The organism is Enterobacter sp. RHBSTW-00593 (assembly GCF_013784105.1).
Lineage (GTDB): Bacteria > Pseudomonadota > Gammaproteobacteria > Enterobacterales > Enterobacteriaceae > Enterobacter > Enterobacter ludwigii.
Genome location: NZ_CP056393.1, coordinates 2,521,422 through 2,542,599, shown reverse-complemented (window position 1 = coordinate 2,542,599; position 21,178 = coordinate 2,521,422). Strand labels below are relative to the sequence as shown.

General features: G+C 52.6%; 20 protein-coding genes. 8 read left to right on the top strand and 12 right to left on the bottom strand.

Annotated elements, in window-relative coordinates; genetic code table 11:
- The first annotated feature begins 4 nt into the window (after positions 1-4).
- Positions 5-1,546, top strand: coding sequence for a transcriptional regulator TyrR (tyrR, locus tag HV242_RS11985; RefSeq protein WP_063858664.1), 1,542 nt, complete (start codon positions 5-7; stop codon positions 1,544-1,546).
- Positions 1,547-1,581: 35 nt separating this feature from the next.
- Here the strand turns inward: tyrR and HV242_RS11980 are convergent, their stop codons facing one another.
- Both HV242_RS11980 and tpx read right to left on the bottom strand, forming a co-directional pair.
- Positions 1,582-2,790 (bottom strand): aldose 1-epimerase family protein, encoded by a 1,209-nt coding sequence (locus tag HV242_RS11980; protein ID WP_014170324.1) that lies wholly within the window; start codon positions 2,788-2,790, stop codon positions 1,582-1,584.
- 332 nt (positions 2,791-3,122) lie between these two features.
- Positions 3,123-3,629, bottom strand: coding sequence for a thiol peroxidase (tpx, locus tag HV242_RS11975; protein ID WP_020882472.1), 507 nt, complete (start codon positions 3,627-3,629; stop codon positions 3,123-3,125).
- A gap of 107 nt (positions 3,630-3,736) precedes the next feature.
- On the opposite strand from tpx, the gene ycjG reads away from it, so the two are divergent.
- Positions 3,737-4,702 (top strand): L-Ala-D/L-Glu epimerase, encoded by a 966-nt coding sequence (gene ycjG, locus HV242_RS11970; protein WP_032678269.1) that lies wholly within the window; start codon positions 3,737-3,739, stop codon positions 4,700-4,702.
- Here ycjG and mpaA read toward each other — a convergent pair.
- Positions 4,693-5,406, bottom strand: a complete 714-nt coding sequence (gene mpaA / locus HV242_RS11965) for a murein tripeptide amidase MpaA (RefSeq protein ID WP_050736877.1) — start codon at positions 5,404-5,406, stop codon at positions 4,693-4,695. The genes ycjG and mpaA overlap by 10 nt on opposite strands.
- A gap of 185 nt (positions 5,407-5,591) precedes the next feature.
- Here mpaA and HV242_RS11960 point away from each other — a divergent pair, with 185 nt between their 5' ends.
- Positions 5,592-7,208, top strand: a complete 1,617-nt coding sequence (locus HV242_RS11960) for a peptide ABC transporter substrate-binding protein (RefSeq protein WP_014170320.1) — start codon at positions 5,592-5,594, stop codon at positions 7,206-7,208.
- A 169-nt stretch (positions 7,209-7,377) separates the two neighbouring features.
- Positions 7,378-8,082 carry a hypothetical protein gene (locus HV242_RS11955; RefSeq protein ID WP_237766311.1) on the top strand — a complete coding sequence of 235 codons (705 nt, stop codon included), beginning with the start codon at positions 7,378-7,380 and terminating at the stop codon, positions 8,080-8,082.
- Positions 8,083-8,151: 69 nt separating this feature from the next.
- Here HV242_RS11955 and HV242_RS11950 read toward each other — a convergent pair whose 3' ends face one another.
- The 4 genes from HV242_RS11950 to HV242_RS11935 all read right to left on the bottom strand — a co-directional run bounded on the left by HV242_RS11950 (position 8,152) and on the right by HV242_RS11935 (position 12,602).
- Positions 8,152-8,715 carry a DJ-1/PfpI family protein gene (locus tag HV242_RS11950; RefSeq protein ID WP_025204027.1) on the bottom strand — a complete coding sequence of 188 codons (564 nt, stop codon included), beginning with the start codon at positions 8,713-8,715 and terminating at the stop codon, positions 8,152-8,154.
- 218 nt (positions 8,716-8,933) lie between these two features.
- Positions 8,934-9,074 (bottom strand): Ecr family regulatory small membrane protein, encoded by a 141-nt coding sequence (locus HV242_RS11945; RefSeq protein WP_020882478.1) that lies wholly within the window; start codon positions 9,072-9,074, stop codon positions 8,934-8,936.
- Positions 9,075-9,147: 73 nt separating this feature from the next.
- Positions 9,148-10,380, bottom strand: coding sequence for a sensor domain-containing diguanylate cyclase (locus HV242_RS11940; RefSeq protein ID WP_063858665.1), 1,233 nt, complete (start codon positions 10,378-10,380; stop codon positions 9,148-9,150).
- Between the two features lie 92 nt (positions 10,381-10,472).
- Complete coding sequence (locus HV242_RS11935) at positions 10,473-12,602, bottom strand: putative bifunctional diguanylate cyclase/phosphodiesterase (protein WP_050736874.1); 2,130 nt, start codon at positions 12,600-12,602, stop codon at positions 10,473-10,475.
- Between the two features lie 457 nt (positions 12,603-13,059).
- Between HV242_RS11935 and HV242_RS11930 the strand changes: the two genes are divergently transcribed.
- The 4 genes from HV242_RS11930 to dbpA all read left to right on the top strand — a co-directional run bounded on the left by HV242_RS11930 (position 13,060) and on the right by dbpA (position 17,253).
- Positions 13,060-14,211: a methyl-accepting chemotaxis protein gene (locus HV242_RS11930; RefSeq protein ID WP_062777995.1), complete on the top strand. Its 1,152-nt coding sequence runs from the start codon at positions 13,060-13,062 to the stop codon at positions 14,209-14,211.
- Between the two features lie 200 nt (positions 14,212-14,411).
- The gene (gene zntB, locus HV242_RS11925; RefSeq protein WP_014170313.1) at positions 14,412-15,395 is read left to right on the top strand and encodes a zinc transporter ZntB; all 984 of its coding nucleotides are present in this window, start codon (positions 14,412-14,414) and stop codon (positions 15,393-15,395) included.
- A gap of 274 nt (positions 15,396-15,669) precedes the next feature.
- Positions 15,670-15,852 carry a proline-rich small protein YnaL gene (gene ynaL / locus HV242_RS24485; RefSeq protein WP_020882481.1) on the top strand — a complete coding sequence of 61 codons (183 nt, stop codon included), beginning with the start codon at positions 15,670-15,672 and terminating at the stop codon, positions 15,850-15,852.
- 27 nt (positions 15,853-15,879) lie between these two features.
- Positions 15,880-17,253 carry an ATP-dependent RNA helicase DbpA gene (dbpA, locus tag HV242_RS11920; protein WP_014170312.1) on the top strand — a complete coding sequence of 458 codons (1,374 nt, stop codon included), beginning with the start codon at positions 15,880-15,882 and terminating at the stop codon, positions 17,251-17,253.
- 50 nt (positions 17,254-17,303) lie between these two features.
- On the opposite strand, the gene ttcA is transcribed toward dbpA, so the two are convergent.
- The 5 genes from ttcA to HV242_RS11895 all read right to left on the bottom strand — a co-directional run bounded on the left by ttcA (position 17,304) and on the right by HV242_RS11895 (position 21,172).
- Positions 17,304-18,239 carry a tRNA 2-thiocytidine(32) synthetase TtcA gene (gene ttcA, locus HV242_RS11915; protein WP_181616725.1) on the bottom strand — a complete coding sequence of 312 codons (936 nt, stop codon included), beginning with the start codon at positions 18,237-18,239 and terminating at the stop codon, positions 17,304-17,306.
- Between the two features lie 49 nt (positions 18,240-18,288).
- Complete coding sequence (locus HV242_RS11910; protein ID WP_044859198.1) at positions 18,289-19,527, bottom strand: site-specific integrase; 1,239 nt, start codon at positions 19,525-19,527, stop codon at positions 18,289-18,291.
- 1 nt (position 19,528) lies between these two features.
- Positions 19,529-19,741, bottom strand: coding sequence for an excisionase family protein (xisR, locus tag HV242_RS11905; RefSeq protein WP_014884030.1), 213 nt, complete (start codon positions 19,739-19,741; stop codon positions 19,529-19,531).
- 64 nt (positions 19,742-19,805) lie between these two features.
- Positions 19,806-20,048: a DUF4060 family protein gene (locus tag HV242_RS11900; RefSeq protein ID WP_079230944.1), complete on the bottom strand. Its 243-nt coding sequence runs from the start codon at positions 20,046-20,048 to the stop codon at positions 19,806-19,808.
- A 38-nt stretch (positions 20,049-20,086) separates the two neighbouring features.
- Positions 20,087-21,172 carry a RecT family recombinase gene (locus tag HV242_RS11895; protein ID WP_079230945.1) on the bottom strand — a complete coding sequence of 362 codons (1,086 nt, stop codon included), beginning with the start codon at positions 21,170-21,172 and terminating at the stop codon, positions 20,087-20,089.
- Between the last annotated feature and the right edge of the window lie 6 nt (positions 21,173-21,178).

Genomic DNA, 21,178 nt, shown 5'->3' with positions numbered 1-21,178 from the left:
TCCCATGCGTCTTGAAGTCTTCTGTGAAGACCGTCTCGGTCTGACCCGCGAATTACTCGATCTTCTTGTTTTACGTAGCATTGATTTACGTGGCATTGAGATCGATCCTGTCGGGCGAATTTACCTCAATTTTGCCGAAATTGAATTTAATACGTTCAGTAGCCTGATGGCAGAAATACGCCGTATCGCTGGCGTTACGGATGTACGCACCATCCCCTGGATGCCGTCGGAGCGTGAGCATCTGGCATTGAGCGCATTGCTTGAAGCCATGCCAGAGCCTTTCCTCTCCCTGGATTTAAAAAGTAAGGTTGAGCGTGTTAACCATGCCAGCTGCCAGCTGTTCGCGCAGAGTCAGGAAAAACTCAGCAACCACAACGCAGCACAGTTGATTCCCGGCTTTAACTTCCAGCGCTGGCTGGACAGCAACCCGCAGAACACCCACAGCGAGCATGTGGTTATCCACGGACAGAATTTCTTAATGGAGATAACGCCGGTCTATCTGAAAGGCGAGGCCGACGCGCGCGTTCTGATCGGTGCCGTGATCATGCTGCGTTCCACCGTGCGCATGGGCCGTCAGCTGCAAAATATCTCCAGTCAGGATGTGGGGGCATTCAGCCAGATTATTGCCGTCAGCCCGAAAATGCGGCATGTGGTGGACCAGGCGCGCAAACTCGCGAGTCTGACCGCGCCACTGCTGATTACCGGCGATACCGGTACCGGGAAGGACCTGCTGGCGCATGCTGTGCATCTGGCCAGCCCGCGAGCGGCAAAACCGTATCTGGCCCTTAACTGCGCCTCGATTCCGGAAGATGCCGTCGAAAGCGAATTATTTGGTCACGCGCCGGAAGGTAAGAAAGGGTTCTTCGAGCAGGCTAACGGCGGTTCCGTGCTGCTGGACGAGATTGGTGAAATGTCGCCACGCATGCAGGCCAAGCTGCTGCGCTTCCTCAATGATGGCACGTTCCGCCGCGTAGGCGAGGATCACGAAGTTCATGTGGATGTGCGTGTGATTTGTGCGACGCAGAAAAACCTGGTCGAACTGGTGCAAAAAGGGGTATTCCGCGAGGATCTCTACTACCGCCTGAATGTCCTGACCCTGAATATCCCACCGCTGCGCGATTGCCCGCAGGATATCATGCCGCTGACCGAACTCTTTGTGGCGCGCTTTGCCGACGAGCAGGGGGTACCGCGTCCGAAGCTTTCAGCCGATCTCGGCACGGTGCTCATGCGCTACGGCTGGCCGGGCAACATTCGCCAGCTCAAGAACGCCGTTTACCGCGCACTGACGCAGCTGGAAGGTTATGAACTGCGTCCGCAGGATATTCTGTTACCGGATTACGATGCCGGGACGGTGTCAGTAGGTGAAGAGGCGATGGAAGGTTCGCTGGATGACATTACCAGCCGTTTTGAGCGCTCCGTGCTGACGCAACTATACCGTAGCTATCCAAGCACCCGTAAGCTGGCAAAACGCCTTGGCGTTTCACACACGGCGATTGCCAATAAGTTGCGAGAGTATGGTTTGAATCAGAAGAAGGGTGACGAATAACGGTAAAAAGCCTCTGTAAAGAGGCTTTTTTTTACTCATTCTTTTGCGATAGGGGTGCTATTAATGTCGACCTTTGTCTCTCCCTGAATCGATGCAATTCGATTCTCCACGTCTTTCACCTGTTGCGGGTTATGGAGCAGGGTATAGGTCAGATCAAACTGTGTGCTGGCTCCCGGTTGCAATTGCTTAACGCGTTTTTGTTCGCGCTCAATGGTGACCGGGTAAGCGTAGCTGGTACCCGGCTCAATACCGGTGACATAACCTTGCTTCAGGGTGTCGGTGTTTTTCCATAAGGTCAGCACCGGCAACTGGCGGGTATCAAACTGAATGGACGCCCCTTTATCACCGGCTTTATTCACCACGGCCGCGAGGGTTTCGTGGTTGTTATCCGCAAGCGGTTTGAGGTTAAACACCATCTCATCAAAGCCTTTCGTTGGCCCGGCATAGGTCTGCCAGTCGTTGACACCGGCTTTCGCGTAGTCATTGAATGGACTGACGCTCGCGACCGGGGCAAGGAAGCGCGCACCTTCTTCGAGGATCGGGGTACCAAAGTTGCTGTGGTAGATGATTTGATAATCATGCGGGTAATCGGCATGGTTTGTCAGAACATCATGCAAACTGAACTGGTTGGTTCCTGGGACGTAGCGCAGTTCGGTCATGGTCTGCAAATCTGCTTTTTTGAACGTGCTCTCTTTAATCAAACCGCGAATTCGAATTTCATGGGGGGCGGCGTCAGCCACCTCCACTTCAACCTGCGATACAGGCGTATTGCCCGCCTTGCCGTGAAGCGTGTAGATTTGGCCGTCAGCCGTGACCGGATGCCCCGTCCACTCATAGCCACAGCGCACCATCATCTCGTTGAAACCTTCCAGCCAGCCAAGCCCGTTGCGACTTTCCAGATTAATATATGCCGGGTTCACGACCTCTTTTACCGGGGAATCCCAGCCCATTCTGGTGCCGAAGCCTTCCACATGGAGCAGGTTCATGCCGCGAGAGGGGCTTAAGGTAATGGTCAGGCCACTTTTACTGCTGATAACAAGGATTTTGCTGCCTTCCTGTTTCCCACCGTGCAACACTTTTTGTTCAATGCTGAACGCCTGATCTTTTACCTTCAGCTCATCGCTCGTTATTTTCCAGTTTCCTTTCTCCACGCCGCTTTCAGCGCTTGTCAGCACCCAGGTTTTCGCCGCAGCATGACCCGAAATCAAAGCCGCAAGGAGCGTAATAGCCAGTTTAATTTTCATATCCTTCCCTTTTTGCTGAAACGATTATTGGCTTTCGTCAGCAAATCTAATGTTTTGACCTGAAGGGAAATGTGATGTGCTTCACTGGGGAAGAAAATATGAATATTTAAGGTCTAATATGAGAATAAGATCGCAATTAAGTTAACTTCAATACAATTATTTGCACAGTAAATGTGAACGGTGAAGGGTTTAGCTTTAACGATTCAGCTTAAAGGGAATAAAAAACCCCGCCAGTGCGAGGTTTGTCATGTGTCGTCTTCCAGAGCCTGCAAAGAGAAATAAACCCTGTTATTTCATTAGATTGCTAAGCTATATAGAATGCTAAGCATTCATTATGCTTTCAACACGTCCAGCGCGGCAGTGTAATCTGGCTCGGTGGTGATTTCGTTAACCAGTTCGCTGAAGACGACGTTGTCATTTTCATCGATAACCAGTACAGCGCGCGCTGCCAGGCCTTTCAGTGGGCCTTCCGCGATGCTCACGCCGTAGTTTTCCAGGAAATCCGGGCTGCGCAGGGTGGAGAGGGTAATGACGTTGCTCAGACCTTCAGCACCGCAGAAACGGGACTGGGCGAACGGCAGGTCGGCAGAAATACACAGCACAACGGTGTTATCCATTTCCGTCGCCAGCTGGTTGAATTTGCGCACGGATGCAGCACAGACGCCGGTGTCGATGCTTGGGAAAATGTTCAGGACTTTGCGTTTGCCAGCAAACTGAGACAGTGTGACGTCAGACAGATCTTTAGCCACCAGAGTAAAAGCCTGTGCTTTGCTGCCAGCCTGTGGAATGGAACCTGCAACAGTAACCGGGTTGCCCTGGAAATGAACGAGTTGTGACATAGATATCTTCCTGTTTACATATAGTTAACGTCGGGGCTAGTGTATGCCATCAGCGGATAACACGGCAAACCAATTTTTTCGCCTTTCCGGGCCGCAAGGAGTCAGTGATGAGAAGCGTTAAGGTCTATGAAGAAGCTTGGCCATTGCATACCCCGTTTGTGATCTCCCGCGGCAGTCGAAGCGAAGCCAGTGTGGTCGTGGTGGAGATAGAAGAGGATGGCATTAAGGGCGTCGGCGAATGCACGCCGTACCCGCGCTATGGCGAAAGTCTGGCGTCGGTAATGGCACTTATCATGACGCTCGTTCCCGATCTGGAAAAAGGGCTCACCCGCGAGGCGTTACAGCAGCGTATACCCGCCGGCGCGGCGCGTAATGCGATTGACTGCGCACTCTGGAGTCTGGAGGCTGCCAAACAGCAAACCTCGCTGACCACGCTGCTAGGCGTCACGTTGCCGACATCGGTTGTCACGGCGCAAACGGTGGTGATTGGCGAGCCTGAACACATGGCCGCCAGCGCAAAAGCGCTCTTTGATGCGGGGGCGACGCTGTTAAAGGTGAAGCTTGACGATCGTCTGATCAGCGAGCGTATGGTCGCTATCCGCTCGGCAGTCCCGACAGCCACGTTAATTGTGGATGCGAATGAGTCATGGCATCCCGAAGGCCTTGCCGCACGATGTCAGCTGCTGGCCGACCTGGGCGTGGCCATGCTGGAACAGCCTCTGCCGGCACAGGATGATGCGGCGCTGAAGAATTTTATCCACCCGCTGCCCATCTGCGCGGATGAAAGCTGCCATACGCGCGATAGCCTGGTTGAACTGCAAGGCCGTTACGAGATGGTCAATATCAAACTCGACAAGACCGGCGGGCTGACAGAGGCGCTGGCACTGGCAGAACAGGCGCAGGCGCAGGGGTTTTCAATCATGCTGGGATGCATGCTGTGTACATCCCGGGCGATCAACGCGGCGCTGCCGCTGGTAAATCATGTCAGTTTTGCCGATCTTGATGGCCCGACATGGCTGGCGGTTGACGTTTCACCGGCACTCACGTTTACCAGCGGCGTCCTTCATTTTTGAGGCTGCCAGCGCAGAAGCTCCACCATGGCCTTTAAATATTTTTCGCTGGCTTCGTCTGACGATATCGGCGGGAATTCCGCGGTGATGCAAGGTAATCCCAGGTCGGCACACCAGCTGCCGAATGAGCCAGGGGTTTCATAGCCCACGCTGGAGACAAGCGGCAGGGCGAAAGCATTCGCCAGCCATTCACCCAGCTCGGTGTGCCGCGGATCTTCGATGCAGGCCAGCGGATCGTGAAAGGTGACAACCCAGGCCGGGTGGATCTTATGGATTAACTGGCACAGCGCCTGTGTTTCCGACTCCGAGCCCGGCGTGTCGCCGGTCAGTAAGACAACGTCACGCTCTTCGGCGGAGCTATTCCAGCGATAAACCGTTTCACCGGCGCGCCAGTTTGCTGCAGGGAAATTACGGTTTAAATCGATGCCCCGCGCATTGGCGCGTAACCCAAGCTGACACCCATCCGGGTTGACGGCCAGAATCACGTGATGACGTCGTAAGCTGGGGGTCAACGTGCGCAGCGCGCACGAGAGCGTGACGACAGAAGAGTTCTCGTCGCCGTGCGTGCCGGCAATGATTAAGCCGCTGTTGCGATCGGCATCGGGGGCCGGAAACCAAATCAGCGATGCGCCTAAAAATGAACGGCCATACTGCTCTGCACCTGGCGGGAAGGCGCCGCGTTCCGCTCTGGGTCGGGTGATTGCCATAGGAAATCCTGATAAAGAAGTATCTACTGGCAGTGTTGTGCAAAACTCGCGGTTAATCAAATAGTTTCCGTATGGCGGGAAAATTGCCGGATATCAACTTTCCGGAGGAAGGTATTTGCAATTCTCATTGTCGAAACAAATAATTACGCATCTGCTTATTACCTGAATTCATAAAAGGGGATCTTATGAAGCATCCTGTTTCGCGTCTCTGTACTGCACTGTTGCTGTGCGGACTCTCTTCACTTTCGTACGCCGCTGATGTGCCACAGGGCACGGTACTGGCGCAAAAACAGGAGCTGGTCAGACACATTAAAGATGAGCCGGCTTCCCTTGATCCGGCAAAAGCCGTGGGATTACCCGAGATACAGGTCATTCGCGACCTTTTTGAAGGACTGGTTAATCAGAATGAGAAAGGTGAACTGACCCCAGGCGTGGCGACGCGCTGGCAGAGTAATGATAACCGTATCTGGACCTTCTCCTTACGTGATAACGCGAAATGGTCTGACGGTTCGCCAGTTACCGCTCAGGATTTTGTCTACAGCTGGCAGCGTCTGGTTGATCCGAAAACCACGTCTCCGTTTGCCTGGTTTGCGGCGCTGGCGGGTATCCATAACGCACAGGCGATAATTGATGGTAAAGCCGCGCCAGATACGCTGGGCGTGACGGCCGTAGATGCAAAAACCTTACGTGTGCAGCTGGATAAACCGCTGCCGTGGTTTAGCAATCTGACGGCAAACTTTGCCTTCTATCCGGTGCAAAAGGCCAATGTGGAGAGCGGAAAAGAGTGGACGCGTCCGGGGGCTCTGGTCGGAAATGGCGCCTACGTTCTGAAAGATCGCGTGGTGAATGAAAAACTGGTTGTGGTGCCGAATACACACTACTGGGATAACGCCAAAACCGTCCTGCAAAAAGTGACGTTCATACCGATTAACCAGGAATCCTCGGCCACTAAACGCTATCTGGCGGATGATATTGATATCACCGAATCGTTCCCGAAAAACATGTATCAGAAGCTGCTCAAGGACATTCCGGGACAGGTGTATACACCGCCTCAGCTGGGCACCTATTACTATGCGTTTAATACGCAAAAAGGACCCACGGCCGATGCCCGTGTACGTCTCGCCCTGAGCATGACCATCGATCGCCGCATCATGGCGGACAAAGTGTTAGGAACCGGTGAGAAGCCCGCCTGGCATTTCACGCCAGACGTGACGGCAGGGTTTACGCCAGAAACCTCGCCATTTGAGCAGATGTCACAGCAGGAACTTAATGCCCAGGCGAAAACGCTGCTTCAGGCCGCGGGCTATGGCCCTCAGCGCCCGCTGAAGCTGAACCTGTTGTACAACACGTCAGAAAACCATCAGAAAATCGCGATTGCGGTGGCCTCGATGTGGAAGAAAAACCTCGGCGTTGACGTCAAACTGCAAAATCAGGAGTGGAAAACCTACATCGATAGCCGTAATACCGGTAATTTCGATGTGATCCGCGCGTCATGGGTCGGGGATTACAATGAGCCATCGACCTTCCTGTCGTTATTGACCTCAACCCACAGCGGCAATATCTCGCGTTTCAACGATCCGGCGTACGATAAAATTATCCATCAGGCGACGCTCGAAAACACGGCGAAAGCCCGTAACGCAGACTACAACATGGCGGAGAAAATCCTCACGGAAAAAGCGCCAATCGCACCTATTTACCAGTACACCAACGGCCGCCTGATCAAACCATGGGTGAAAGGTTACCCCATTAATAACCCGGAAGACGTGGCTTATAGCCGGACGATGTATATTGAGAAACACTGACGAGCCGGTAACCGACGGGCTTCGTTGTAAACGTTAAATTCAGAGCTGGCGCATTTGCGCCAGTTTTTCTTTATTGAACGAGGGATGTTTGTTCCGTGAGTCAAAGGGGAGGTAAATGATGACGGATGAAAAGAAAGAGAAAGCGTCTTTCCCGGCAGGGTTAGGGATTATGGATAAAATCTGGGAATGGCAATGGATTATCCGCTTCATCTATATTGTCCTTTTCGCCGATCTGGCGCTGTTGGTATACAGCGGGCAAGGAATGTTGACCTGGCCTGTTCAGACACTTAACTGGACCGAACATCTGGGTTTTTTCTGCGTGGCGCTCGCTGCCTTAGGTTTGATTGCCACCACCCTGATGCCTTTTATAGCCAATATCGTCAGGCTATTACTTAATGAGCTCATCTACAGCAGAATCTTCCCGGATTTCTTGCGCGCGCAGAGTGATTATCAGAAGAGGTCGGGTGAAGTTCCTTCAGGCGAAGTACTTGATTTAGCGTTGAAGGAAAACAACCAGTTCCTGCTTAATTATTATGAAAAACATAATGCAAACTGGCGCACGAAATTTCATGAGCGATTTAAAGTCGGGGATTTACTCTTTGGGATCCTGTTTTTCATGATGCTTGATGACCATCCGCAGTGGTTTAGCGACGCGCAGCATTCGCTGGTCATCGATCTGTTCAGCCACGGCGGTGAAAGCGGAATCGTTCTGTTTTATACCGTACTTATTATCATCTTTAGTACGCTGATGAGTCTCTGGTTCGGTAAATGGGACTGGGGGAACATCTACTATCCGCCACTGTATCGTGAAAAAGAGGAAGCCCGCAGAAAAGCGCGTGAGCGGGAAGCGCAGTGGGAGCGGCAGGATCGCTAAATTGCCGGGCGACACATTATTCCCAGCGGATTGCTCCCGCCAGGCGCTGCTGGCGGGAACAGTGCACTGTTATTCTAACAATGCACTGAATTTCGCCAGCCATTGCGGATGCGCAGGCCAGGCGGGGGCAGTGACCAGGTTACCGTCTACGTGCGCCTGATCGATACCGATATTGGCATAGTGCCCGCCGCCGAGGCGGACTTCAGGCGCACAGGCGGGATAGGCGCTACAGGTTCGTCCTTTTAATATGCCGGCAGCAGCGAGCAGTTGCGGTCCGTGGCAAACCGCAGCAATCGGTTTGCGCGCGGCGTCGAAGGCCTGCACCAGTTTCAGCACGTCATCATTTAGCCGGAGATATTCAGGGGCTCGTCCACCCGGGATTAGCAGCGCGTCATAATCCTGCTCTTTTACGGCGGAAAAATCGGCATTGAGGATAAAACGGTGGCCCGGCTTTTCACTGTAGGTCTGGGCACCGTCGAAATCATGGATCGCCGTCATGATGTAGTCGCCACGGGATTTGTCCGGGCAGACGGCGTCCACCTGATGGCCAATCATTTGTAAAGCCTGAAAGGGCACCATTGTTTCATAATCTTCGGCGTAATCGCCGACCAACATCAGGATCTTCTTGCTCATCATTTCTCACCTTTAGGTTTAACGATGTTTAAGATATAGCCTGGCACAGCTAAATTGCCGGAAATAAAAAAAAGCCCGTCAGAGAACGGGCGAAATAAGCAAATGATTTAATGATTCGTTATCAACTTGTTGGAGGATAACGTTGCGTATTTTACGCACCTCTTACCGGTGCTGATACCTGACAAATTCGGTAGGTGAAACAAGGAATTAAACATGCGTCATAGCGCATCGAAGGTGGGGTAGATACTGTTCTCAAGGTATTCCACCAGAAACCAGATCTCACCGCTGAAAATAAACCAGAAGCCAAATATAATAACGAATAAAATAATTATGGTGAGTATTATTTCTGTTTTTCCCATTGCACATCTACCCACCTGTGGTCCATTTATTCTAGAGGGGCATTGTAACGGGGCTTACGGAGATACACCAGTTTCATGCCGCCAGGACTTTATTGCGCCCATCACTTTTGGCGCGATAAAGCGCATCGTCCACACGTTTAAACAGCTCATCCATACTCTCGCCCGGATTATGTCGCGCCACGCCAATGCTGACGGTGAAGCGAGGTAAACCCGGGATCGTGATGCGGGCGACCGCATCGCGCACAGTTTCGGCGATTTGCAGGGCGGTGTCGAGCGGGGTGCGCGGCAGCAGGATGACGAACTCCTCACCGCCCCAGCGGAAGACCAGGTCCTCTTTGCGGCTACAGGCTTCCAGCGTGCGCGAGAGCGAGATCAGTACCTCATCACCTTTCAGGTGGCCGAAGAGGTCGTTGATATTTTTGAAGTGATCGGTATCCACCAGCAGCAGGCTAAATTGCTGCTGCGCGGGAAGATGATGGGTGTTGGCCTGGTCGGTGATGATATAGAACTGACGCCGGTTGAGCAGGCCCGTCATGGAATCACGCAGTGCTGCGTGTTCCAGCTCCTGCTCCAGCCTTTTTTGCTCGGTGATATCGTGGATAATGCACAACATCAATTTGTCGCCGTAAATTTCAATCGGCCCGGCATAGGTCTGAACATGGCGGGTGGAGCCATCGGCCAGACGGTGGATAAAGTTGAGGGGCTTATGGCCGCCCGGCAACGCGGCAATCTCTGTCATCACGGGGATCACATCCCGCCCCAGCGTATTGATTTCCCAGGTATGTTTTCTGCACATTTCATCATGCGCATAACCGTAAAAAGTCAGCGCCGCCAGATTGGCATCCACAATCTGGCCATCCCGGGACGGATCGATAAGCAGCATTGGCGCGCTGTTGGTCAGGAAAAAGCGCGCGTAAAATCCCTGTTTTTTGCGCTGGTAGGTCGCGGAGCGGCTGGCCTTAAGCCCGGAGAGAACCTGCTGCGTCAGCCCTTCAAAAACAATAACATTCCCCTGGGGCACGAAATGGGCAAGCGAGAGACGGCAGCTCAGCGCGGTTTCATGTCCATCGCGGGAGATGGTCCAGATTTCGACGATCTCCTGCTCACTCTTCAGTTCAGGCACATACATCGACAGCACGTGATGCGCATTGGCGGAATAGATACCTTTGCGTAGGTCATCCAGGGTTTTATCGCCCATGATCTGAGCGGCGGCCACATTTGCAAAAATGATCTGTTCTGAAGCAGGTGAAATGAGCCACACGGGGGTTTTAATTAAATTCAGCTCATCAAAACAATTTTGCGACATAGCGTATTCCTGTACATCGGCACAATGTGCCTGAGGATCATGACAGAATTAACGGGAGTGGACTCCTTTGAAACATACTCTACTTAACCCGGTCAGGCATGATTTTTTTGTGAAATATATGCGGGTTCCGCATGAATTTTACCAATGGGTATAATTTGTTTGTCTGAGTTTTTTTGCAGCAGCAGCCAGGGAACCTGTTCGGCAGGTAAAGGACGGGAGAAAAGGAACCCCTGCAGGTAATCACAGCCGAGGTCCGTCAGTACCATCTGTTGTTCTTCCGTCTCGATCCCTTCCGCAACCACATTCATTTCCATGGTCCGGGCGATATTGATAATGGTTTCCACCAGCTTGCGGCTTTTTTCATTTACCAGCATCGAGTGCACAAAGCTCTTGTCGATTTTTAGCTCTTTAGCGGGCAGAACGCTCAACATCAACAGGTTGGAATAGCCGGTGCCAAAATCATCAATCGAGACGGTAATCCCGGCTTGATTGAACGCATTGAGTAATTCAATACTGCGGTCGAGATTTTTCAGTGCGGTACTTTCTGTCACCTCAAGGATAAGCCGGGAGGGCGACAGATTATATTTATGCAACATCGACGAAATGATGTGGAAGATATCCGGCTGTTCGAACTGGACGGGGGAGAGGTTAAAGGACAATGTCCACTGGCTGAAACCTTGTTCTGTCCAGAAATGAAGCTGACGGCATGCCGCTTCAATCGCCCAGTTCCCCACCGGGATGATCAGCCCCGTTTGTTCCAGCGACGGTAAAAACAGATTAGGTAGCAACACCCCTTGCTCAGGGTGCCGCCAGCGCAGAAGGGCTTCAAAACCGTGAATAGTGGTGTCTTTTGCATGCCAGGTCGGCTGATACCACAGTTCAAACTGATCGCGTTCCAGCGCCTGAGTTAACTCCTGCAGGAAGCCGGGGTTGGCCGGAATGGCCGTTGACATCTCGTTCCGGTAGACGGCCCAGCCGTTTCGTCCATCCTCTTTGACGCGATTCAGGGCCGCATCGGCTTTTAGCTTCAGCTCATGCAGCGTCTCGCCATCCTGCGGGTAGAGGCTGACACCCGCGCTGATTGTTGTGCTCAGCGTGTGCCCACAAAGTGAAAACGGGCGGCGCATATCCTCCAGCAATGTCGTGAGCAGCGGGTTGAGTTTATCGTCGTCACACTCGGGAACCAGCAGGATAAAGGCGTCGCCGCCAAGCCTGGCGAGGGTCATCTCGCGGGTAAGGCGGGCGGTAATGCGCTGCGCGAGAGAGATTAACAACTCATCCCCGGTGTTGTGGCCCCAGGTATCGTTGATGCGTTTGAAATGATCGACGTTGAGGAAAATCACGGCGAATGGCTTCTTGCTGAGCAATGCGCTGCGCAGGCAATCCTGCATCCGAATGTCCATCTGGTGGCGATTAGCGAGACCGGTGAGCGCATCAAACCGCGCCTGCAGTTCAAGCTGACGATTAAGCTGGCGTAGGTTGTCGGTCAGTCGGTTCGTCCGCCGGTGCGAGTCGATGAGCGAAATCATTAACATACCGCCGAGCAGGCACAGTGTGGTGACAGAAACCCAGACCGATAACCCCAGCTCGCTGATACCACCGGGCAGGGTATGCGTCATTTCCTGAAAATGGGCGGCATGCATGCCGGTGTAGTGCATCGCGCAGATGGCGACACCCAGCACGCAGGCCGCGAGAATACGATTGATAAACACCCCTTTGCGCATATCCCGCAGGCGAAATGCCAGCCACAGCGCCGCGCCGGAGGCCATAACGGCAATCAACACGGACACGGCAACAATGCGTCGATCCCAGAGAATATGGCTGTCCAGCATCAGTGCGGCCATACCGATAAAGTGCATACAGACCACGCCAGCGCTCAGGAGCACCGTGGCAACGATCAATCGAAAAAGGGAAAGGGTTTTACCCGTTACGGCAATATTGATGGCGACCGTGGATGCAACCACCGCCACGCCCAGTGAGGCGAGGGTTAACCAGAGGTTATAGCTCATTATCATCGGCATTTGCATCGACAGCATGCCGATGAAGTGCATTGACCAGATCCCGATCCCAAGCGTGACGCCTCCGGCGATACGCCAGAACATCGCCGTTTTACGGCTGGAAAGCGGGATTTTTCCGGCGCTGTCCAGGGCCACAAATGAGGCGATAAAGGCCACCAGATACGAGAGGGCTATTAACACAGGGTCCCACGATATATTGAGCATTATGCAATCCCACGCCAAAGAGGGTTACCGATTTCGCCTGCCGGGCACGTCTTTAACTGGCAACGTACATGCGCATTCAAATAATATGAGTTAGGTATCGTGCAAAACGACCGGTCATATTAAAACGTTAAGGCTGGCGGTGAATATAAAATATATTCTTTCCGGCACCTATTAAGCATTGCTAAACAAAGGCGAATAATTGCAGCAAAGCTCCTTAAATATGAGCGCGGCCATATTGTCTCATCGCAGGCGATGGTATCGCTTAAAGTGGCAGGAAACCAGTATCACAGGATGCTGCATATAACATTTTCACTAATACCCTGTTTTTATCTGACTTAAGTTAAATCTCAGGTGGCTAACGGCGAAAGGTGAAACCAGCGTTGTTCGTCAGGACAAACAACAACACGAATGCTATAAATCTTAATGCCGACCTAAATATAAAATCGTGGATATAATCATGCTAAGAAATATTAGTGTCAGAACCTTCATTGCCGGGTTCCTTTTATGTCTTTTCCTGGTTGATGCAGGTGTCGTTGTTCTATTTTCCAGCAAATCCTCTCTCTTTATTTCACTCAATATCATTAATTTCGTTGCGCTATTTTTGCTCTGGGGCTACATGACAAAGTATCTTGTGACGCCGATCAATACTGTGAAAAAAAGTATTGAAGAAGTGACTGCAGGCAATCTTGGCGTGATTATCCCTGAATTTGGCAATAACTGTGCAGGGCGTTTAATCCCCGGGATTAACAGCCTCTCCAGCAACATCGCGACCCTGGTACGCGAGATCAGGGCCTCGTCGCAAACCGCCATGACCTTGTCCGATCAACTCTCCGCGCGTAGCGCGCAGCTTTCGGTGAAAACAGAGCAGCAGTCTGCATCGCTGGTGCAAACGGCTGCCAGCATGGAGCAGATGGCAGCAAGTACCCGAAATAATGCCGATAACACCCGACTGGCCAGCGAGCAGGCAAACAGGGCGACACTGCAGGCGCGTAAAGGTGGCGAGTTGATGGGGCAGGTGGCCACCAATATGCAATCCATTACCGAATGTGCACAGCAAATGACGGAGATTATCTCAATGATCGACGGCATTGCCTTCCAGACGAATATCCTGGCGCTAAACGCGGCCGTTGAGGCGGCCAGAGCCGGTGACCACGGAAAAGGGTTTTCGGTGGTGGCAGAAGAGGTGCGAAACCTGGCCCACCGCAGCGCGGATGCCGCCAAAAACATCAAAACGCTGATTGAAGTGACCAGCAATAACGTTACTCAGGGCGTGACCGTTGTGTCCGAAGCTGAAAAGAATATGCAAGAAATTGTGACCGGCTCCGGCAATGTCAGCCAGTTGATGGATGACATTTTCACCTCGACGTCAGAGCAGGAGAAAGGCATTTCCCAGATTACGCTGGCCTTATCTGAGCTGGAACGGGTCACGCAAAGTAACGTTACGATGGCAGAAGAACTCAACGGATCCTCTGATGTACTGCGTAATCAGGTGAGTGAACTGCAGGCGCGGACGCGTAACTTCCGGCTCGAAAAGGGGTATCAGGCTGAATCCACGCCTTCTCATGCTGGCCCGCTGTCATTCCACTCGCGTCCCGGTCACTCCCTCTGATGCACGAAAAGAGCCTGGTCAACCGGGCTCTTTTATCCGGACTTCTCGCCACTGAATTACCCTCCCGTGCGGTCTGAAAAGGCGCCTGGCGGAATACGGTTATTTCCTGAGCGAATTCAGCGCGATGCGAAACATAGTTGTTGCTTAACCCCTGATGAAAGCTAGACTGACAACGAAAGAGCTGAAAAGGGGGAGGCGCGGTGGAGAGTATAAAAGGATCAGAACTAAACGTTCCTGATGCAGTTTTTGCCTGGGTGCTGGATGGTCGCGGCGGTGCCCGACCGCTGGAAGACAACGATGTCATTGATAATGAGCATCCCTGCTGGCTACACCTTAACTATACCCATCCGGACAGTGCCGACTGGCTGGCCACGACGCCGCTCCTGCCGAACAACGTGCGTGATGCGCTGGCGGGTGAAAGCCTGCGGCCACGCGTGAGCAGAATGGGGGACGGCACGCTCATCACTTTGCGTTGCATTAACGGCAGCACCGATGAACGTCCTGACCAGCTGGTCGCGATGCGTGTTTATATGGACGATGGTCTGATTGTCTCCACCCGTCAGCGTAAAGTTCTGGCGCTGGATGACATTGTGAACGATCTGAAAGAGGGCACCGGGCCGACCGATTGCGGAAGCTGGCTGGTGGACGTCTGCGACGCGCTGACTGACCATGCGAGTGAGTTTATCGAAGAGCTGCACGATAAAATCATCGACCTCGAAGATAACCTGCTCGATCAGCAGATCCCGCCGCGCGGTTTTCTGGCGCTCCTGCGTAAGCAGTTAATAGTCATGCGCCGCTATATGACGCCACAGCGGGACGTATACGCGCGTCTGTCCAGCGAAAGGCTCAACTGGATGAATGACGATCAGCGACGCCGAATGCAGGATATTGCCGACAGGCTGGGCCGCGGACTTGATGAAATCGATTCCTGTATTGCCCGCACGGGCGTCATGGCGGATGAAATCGCGCAGGTGATGCAGGAGTCGCTGGCGAGAAGAACCTATACGATGTCGCTGATGGCAATGGTCTTTCTGCCGAGCACATTCCTGACGGGATTGTTTGGCGTGAACCTGGGCGGAATTCCCGGCGGCGCGGCCCATTATGGCTTTACCGCATTTTGCGTCATGTTAGTTGTTTTGATCGGTGGTGTTGCATGGTGGTTGCATCGTAGTAAATGGCTGTAAATTTACGCTTTTTTCAGCTTTTACGGAGATCAAAACGCTCTTTTAATTGAGCGAAGTCAATAAACAATGACCGCGTAAGGTGCAATATTACTCCCGCAGGTGAATGCAACGTCAAGCGATGGGCGTTGCGCTCCATATTGTCTTACTTCCTTTTTTGAATTACTGCATAGCACAATTGATTCGTACGACGCCGACTTAACTAGTCGGCTTTTTTTTGCCTCCTGTTCCCCAGCGTCTACCCTAAAAGGGACGTCAGTAAAACCTGGAGGGAATGATGAGCATCTTACTCGCTCTGCAACTGCAGTATTCACGTCAGTCCGATCCGATCCCCACCGATCCGACGCCGATGCCCGATCCTGTTCCGCGTCCGCAACCCATGCCTGACCCGCCGCCCGATGAAGAACCGATTAAATTGTCGCATCGAACCCCGAGATCTGCGAGGATACGCGCCATCTGACCGCAAAGATGACCACGAGAGACTATTGTGACCGCTTTTTCAACCCTGAATGTACTGCCCGCCGCCCAACTCGATAACCTCAACGAGTTGGGATACCTCACCATGACGCCTGTTCAGGCGGCCGCATTGCCCGCCATTCTTGAGGGGCGTGATGTACGCGTTCAGGCTAAAACAGGGAGCGGAAAAACGGCGGCTTTCGGTCTGGGTCTGCTACAGCATATTGATGCTGCGCTGTTTCAGACGCAGTCTCTGGTGCTGTGCCCAACCCGCGAACTGGCGGACCAGGTCGCGGGCGAGCTGCGTCGTCTGGCGCGATTCCTGCCTAATACCAAGATTTTAACCCTCTGTGGCGGACAACCGTTTGGCGCACAGCGTGATTCGCTTCAGCATCCACCACACATCATTGTGGCGACGCCTGGCCGACTGCTCGATCACCTGCAAAAAGGTACGGTCTCGCTGGATGCATTACACACGCTGGTCATGGATGAAGCAGACCGGATGCTGGATATGGGCTTCAGCGATGCTATCGATGAAGTGATCCGTTTCGCGCCTGCAGACCGTCAGACGCTGTTATTTTCGGCGACCTGGCCTGAAGCGATCGCCGCAATCAGTGGCCGCGTGCAGAAAAATCCGCTCACCATCGAAATTGACAGTGTTGATGCGCTGCCTGCTATCGAGCAGCAGTTTTATGAAACGTCCCAGCATGGAAAAATCGCGCTCCTGCAGAAGGTGCTCAGTCAGCATCAGCCCGCTTCCTGCGTGGTGTTCTGTAACACCAAAAAAGATTGTCAGGCGGTCTGTGACGCCCTGAACGCCGCAGGGCAGAGCGCGTTATCGTTGCATGGCGATCTGGAACAGCGCGATCGCGATCAGACGCTGGTCCGTTTCGCCAACGGCAGTGCCCGCGTGCTGGTTGCCACCGACGTGGCGGCGCGCGGTCTGGATATTAAATCGCTTGAGCTGGTCGTGAACTACGAGCTGGCATGGGATCCTGAAGTACACGTTCACCGTATCGGCCGTACTGCGCGTGCCGGAAACAGCGGTCTGGCCATCAGCTTCTGCGCACCGGAAGAGGCGCAGCGCGCCAATATTCTGTCTGAAATGCTGCAGATTAAGCTTAACTGGGTGAATGCACCGGGCAATGTCAGTCTCGTTCCGCTGGAAGCAGAAATGGCAACGCTGTGTATTGATGGCGGTAAAAAAGCCAAGATGCGTCCGGGTGATGTGCTCGGTGCGCTGACCGGAGACGTGGGGCTGGATGGGGCGGATATCGGTAAGATTGCGGTACATCCTGCACATGTTTATGTTGCTGTTCGCCAGTCGGTTGCCCATAAGGCCTGGAAACAGCTGCAGAACGGGAAAATCAAGGGTAAAACCTGTCGCGTTCGTCTGCTGAAATAAGGTTTAAACGCGTCTCAGACGGTGGTCTGAGACGCGTTTGCGTTATTTCACTATTTCACTTCTACGACATTCAGGCGCAGTTCTTCAAACTGATTGTCATCTTCTTCTGGCTGCCAGCCAGCAGGTTTCACGGGGATCTCTTCCCGGTCAAACGCCAGATCGCCGCCATTCACCACTTCCGACTCATGGTTGATGCCTTTGAAATCGAAAAGCTCAACGTCCGCGAGGTGAGAAGGCACTACGTTCTGCATCGCGCTGAACATGGTTTCGATACGGCCCGGGTAGCGTTTGTCCCAGTCACGCAGCATGTCACCAATCACCTGACGCTGCAGGTTCGGCTGAGAGCCGCACAGGTTACATGGAATGATCGGGAACCCTTTGGCCTGAGAGAACCGTTCGATATCTTTCTCGCGGCAGTAGGCAAGCGGGCGGATCACAATGTGTTTGCCGTCATCGCTCATCAGTTTTGGCGGCATGCCTTTCATCTTGCCGCCGTAGAACATGTTCAGGAACAGCGTCTGCAGAATATCGTCGCGGTGATGGCCGAGTGCGATTTTGGTTGCACCCAGTTCTGTCGCGGTACGGTACAGGATGCCGCGGCGAAGACGAGAGCAGAGTGAGCAGGTGGTTTTGCCTTCCGGGATCTTCTCTTTCACAATCCCGTAGGTATTTTCTTCTACGATTTTGTACTCAACGCCCAGTTTTTCCAGGTATTCCGGCAGAATGTGTTCCGGGAAACCAGGCTGCTTTTGATCGAGGTTAACCGCCACCAGGGAAAACTTCACCGGCGCGCTTTGCTGAAGATTACGCAGGATCTCCAGCATGGTGTAACTGTCTTTACCACCTGACAGGCAGACCATAATGCGGTCGCCTTCTTCGATCATATTGAAGTCTGCAATGGCTTCACCAATGTTACGGCGCAGACGCTTTTGCAGTTTGTTCAGGTTGTATTGCTCTTTCTTTATATTTGATTGATTTTCTTGCATTTATTACTACCTTCGGAGCCAATAGGGGCATAATAGGGGCAAAAATTTTTCAGCGTGCGAGCTTATCGTTAAGCATCAGCACCTGTTCGCCATTCATTTCTTCAATCCACGCACCGTAGACTTCATAAACCATTTGCGCGTTTTCATGCCCCATCTGGCTGGCTATGAAAGACGGGTTAGCGCCGGCAGATAAAAGCCAGCAGGCAAAAGTATGCCGCGTATGGTACGGATTCCGGCGGCGAATACCAGCACGTTTTACAGCTGCGTTGAATCTCGCACCGATGCTCGATAAAGAGTAGTAGGCTTTCTGTTCTCCTTTGCGCAGCCGGGGTATGAAAACGAATCGCAGGCTTTGATGTTCCACTGCGCCATACTCGCGATGATTAAAGACAATTTCGGTTTTAGGCTGTCGCGCTGTCAGCTTGCGCTGTGCTTTCAAGGCTTCAAGTGCCGGCTCTAATAGGGTGATAACCCGGTTACCTGCTTCGGTTTTTGGTGGGCCGAACATGCCCAACGCATTAAGATTGCGCTGTATATGAGCCGTACCTTTTTCCCAGTCGATATCTTCCCAGGCAAGAGCTGCAAGCTCCCCATGACGGACACCGGTATAAACTGCGAACGTCCACATATTGAGGCTCTGGCCGCGCTCGGATTCCGCAAGCAAACTAAACTCCTGCTTCGTTAAAGGATCCGGTTTTACTTTCCCTTTGTGTAGTTTCTTGATCCCTTCAAAGGGCTTGCCACTGATAAAGCCAGATTTGTATGCAAACCGAAGCAGGGAGCACAGTAGCGATATATAGTTGTTCACGGTACGCACAGTGCGTCCCTGTTTGTTGCTTCTGGGATTTGCCAGGTAAAGTGTCTCACCGTTCAACAGTTCCTTCCTGTATTTCAGAATGTCGCTGTGGCGTATAGTTGAAACAGGCGTATCTCCGTTGATGATGTGCATTAACGTACCGAGTTGTGAGCGAGTCTTACGCATGGTATTCGCGCTAATTTCTGTTTCTTTAATGTTCGTCCACAGTTCACACAGCTCTGAAAAGGTTTGAACTGAAACAGTGGTTACGGTTTTTTTTGCTCTGGACGATGAAGGAAAGCGCTGGTGGTAATCAAATTCTCCAAGGTTGATCTCACTAACGATCACAGCCCGAAGATTCCCGGCTTTTTTGATGTTCGCCGGGGTGTTAATCCAACCTTTGAGAATTTCACGGCAACGCTTTCCCCGGTACATAAACCAGATACAAATCTTATTGTTTCTGATTTCGACACCTGTAGGCAAAGCTGCCATCTTACGCATCCCTTATTAACTGATTAATTCTCGGATAGTTGTACCAGGTTGTGCCACGCAAGGTTTTTTCTCCGGAAGGAGAAACCCGTTTAAAATGGACACCTTCCACCCAACAGCCCTGGCGATACTTCTCAATCTGTCGTTCGGTCAGGCCTGTTTTTTCTGTGAGTCTTGCGCCAACAACCCATTCTTCGTTAAAAATTACCTGCGACATGGTTCACCTCAGGTAACCGGCATGAGTATAGATATGCCGGTCTGTAGACGTTGATATTTCAGTTTCAGTTTGCCTGGCCGGGCAGGGAACGCAGTCGGCGCATGCCGGTCAGTGCTGTGGCCACGTAGCTCGCCTTGCAGTTCACTACTTCGACCCAGACCTTCACGCCTTCTACCTTCACCGTATAAGTCTCTTTCATCTTGCTGCGCCCATAGTCGCCATATCTTTGCTGGTGGGCTGCGAGTGCGATTTCACATGCCTGGCGAGCCAAAGGGGATTGCTTACTGCCTCGATTAATCAGTCGCATTTCTTCTCCTTGAAGGAGGGTTTCCCCTCCCGATCTCGTTAGTCCACGTATTCCGGTTTCATATCCGCCAGGGTGATGCTGAACTGACCATGCAATTCGTCGCCCAGATGGCGTTTCGACGATGCAAGAACGCGCTCAACCTCTGCGAACCGAGCAGCTGCATCTGGATCATCTGAAGGTGGCAAGGAATTGATGGCTGCTTCGACTTTGTTACGAGCATCAACCAGGTAATAACGCTTCACGGCTTTGTTTTTCAGCTCAGTGAACAGGGCAGAACCCAGCGTTGCTTTCACGGTTTCAATATCTGCGCGCAGAGCTTTAGCGCTATCCACGTCCTGAGCCGCCTCGATGCGGTCACGGAAATCATCAGCAAGCGCATCGATGTTTTGAGCTGATTCCTGAGCCGTTTGAGTCGTAGTGACGTTGTCACCTGAAATATCAGCGAGGCTAACGTGCTGCGCCGGTACCGGGTTTACCTCTCGTTCTTCACGGCGATCATCCAGTTCATCCGGGGTATAAACGCCCAGAATCACATCCGGGCAGAACAGTCTCGCCCAACGTTTGACAGCCAGGTACGCCAGCTGCTGGCGAGGGTCGTCAGCCCAAAGTGTAGAGTTTCGGGTACGGGCCTGAGCCAGCAGTAAATCGAGTTCTCTCGGTTTATCCTCGCCTTTTAGCGTTGCGCTGATAATGATGCCGATCCCGGCTTCGTCAGCCAGGGTCCAGCCCGGGACGCGGTACTCGCCTTTGTCGCCTTTACGGATATGGAATTTTCCAACGACCTTTTCCCATGGCCCGTACCATTCATATTCAAAGCGGCTGGCCAGTACGCCACTGCGCGAAATCACAGCATTAACCAGTTGCGCTTCATACCCGAGTACACCGTTAATCAGGTGCGTCTTCTGCGCCACGGCAAAGGGATTCATCTGCCACTGTGCTGCTTGCATCGCTACAGCCATGCAGTCGGCCTGATTGCCCTGCAAGTGTTTAGGAACGGTGGCAGTTCCCTGCGCCATGATCTGCGCGAACGTGCTGATGGCGTTCAGATACTGGGAATCGAACAAAGCCACGTTGGAGTTAATAACGGTGTTCTGGTCAGCAACGGTAACGTTAGTGTTATGCATAAATCC

What these genes read in the sequence shown, in the direction of transcription:
- tyrR (WP_063858664.1), top strand. Translation starts at nt 5, where the DNA reads ATGCGTCTTGAAGTCTTCTGTGAAGACCGTCTCGGTCTGACCCGCGAA.
- HV242_RS11980 (WP_014170324.1), bottom strand. Translation starts at nt 2,790, where the DNA reads ATGAAAATTAAACTGGCTATTACGCTCCTTGCGGCTTTGATTTCGGGT.
- tpx (WP_020882472.1), bottom strand. Translation starts at nt 3,629, where the DNA reads ATGTCACAACTCGTTCATTTCCAGGGCAACCCGGTTACTGTTGCAGGT.
- ycjG (WP_032678269.1), top strand. Translation starts at nt 3,737, where the DNA reads ATGAGAAGCGTTAAGGTCTATGAAGAAGCTTGGCCATTGCATACCCCG.
- mpaA (WP_050736877.1), bottom strand. Translation starts at nt 5,406, where the DNA reads ATGGCAATCACCCGACCCAGAGCGGAACGCGGCGCCTTCCCGCCAGGT.
- HV242_RS11960 (WP_014170320.1), top strand. Translation starts at nt 5,592, where the DNA reads ATGAAGCATCCTGTTTCGCGTCTCTGTACTGCACTGTTGCTGTGCGGA.
- HV242_RS11955 (WP_237766311.1), top strand. Translation starts at nt 7,378, where the DNA reads ATGGATAAAATCTGGGAATGGCAATGGATTATCCGCTTCATCTATATT.
- HV242_RS11950 (WP_025204027.1), bottom strand. Translation starts at nt 8,715, where the DNA reads ATGAGCAAGAAGATCCTGATGTTGGTCGGCGATTACGCCGAAGATTAT.
- HV242_RS11945 (WP_020882478.1), bottom strand. Translation starts at nt 9,074, where the DNA reads ATGGGAAAAACAGAAATAATACTCACCATAATTATTTTATTCGTTATT.
- HV242_RS11940 (WP_063858665.1), bottom strand. Translation starts at nt 10,380, where the DNA reads ATGTCGCAAAATTGTTTTGATGAGCTGAATTTAATTAAAACCCCCGTG.
- HV242_RS11935 (WP_050736874.1), bottom strand. Translation starts at nt 12,602, where the DNA reads ATGCTCAATATATCGTGGGACCCTGTGTTAATAGCCCTCTCGTATCTG.
- HV242_RS11930 (WP_062777995.1), top strand. Translation starts at nt 13,060, where the DNA reads ATGCTAAGAAATATTAGTGTCAGAACCTTCATTGCCGGGTTCCTTTTA.
- ynaL (WP_020882481.1), top strand. Translation starts at nt 15,670, where the DNA reads ATGAGCATCTTACTCGCTCTGCAACTGCAGTATTCACGTCAGTCCGAT.
- ttcA (WP_181616725.1), bottom strand. Translation starts at nt 18,239, where the DNA reads ATGCAAGAAAATCAATCAAATATAAAGAAAGAGCAATACAACCTGAAC.
- HV242_RS11910 (WP_044859198.1), bottom strand. Translation starts at nt 19,527, where the DNA reads ATGGCAGCTTTGCCTACAGGTGTCGAAATCAGAAACAATAAGATTTGT.
- xisR (WP_014884030.1), bottom strand. Translation starts at nt 19,741, where the DNA reads ATGTCGCAGGTAATTTTTAACGAAGAATGGGTTGTTGGCGCAAGACTC.
- HV242_RS11900 (WP_079230944.1), bottom strand. Translation starts at nt 20,048, where the DNA reads ATGCGACTGATTAATCGAGGCAGTAAGCAATCCCCTTTGGCTCGCCAG.
- HV242_RS11895 (WP_079230945.1), bottom strand. Translation starts at nt 21,172, where the DNA reads ATGCATAACACTAACGTTACCGTTGCTGACCAGAACACCGTTATTAAC.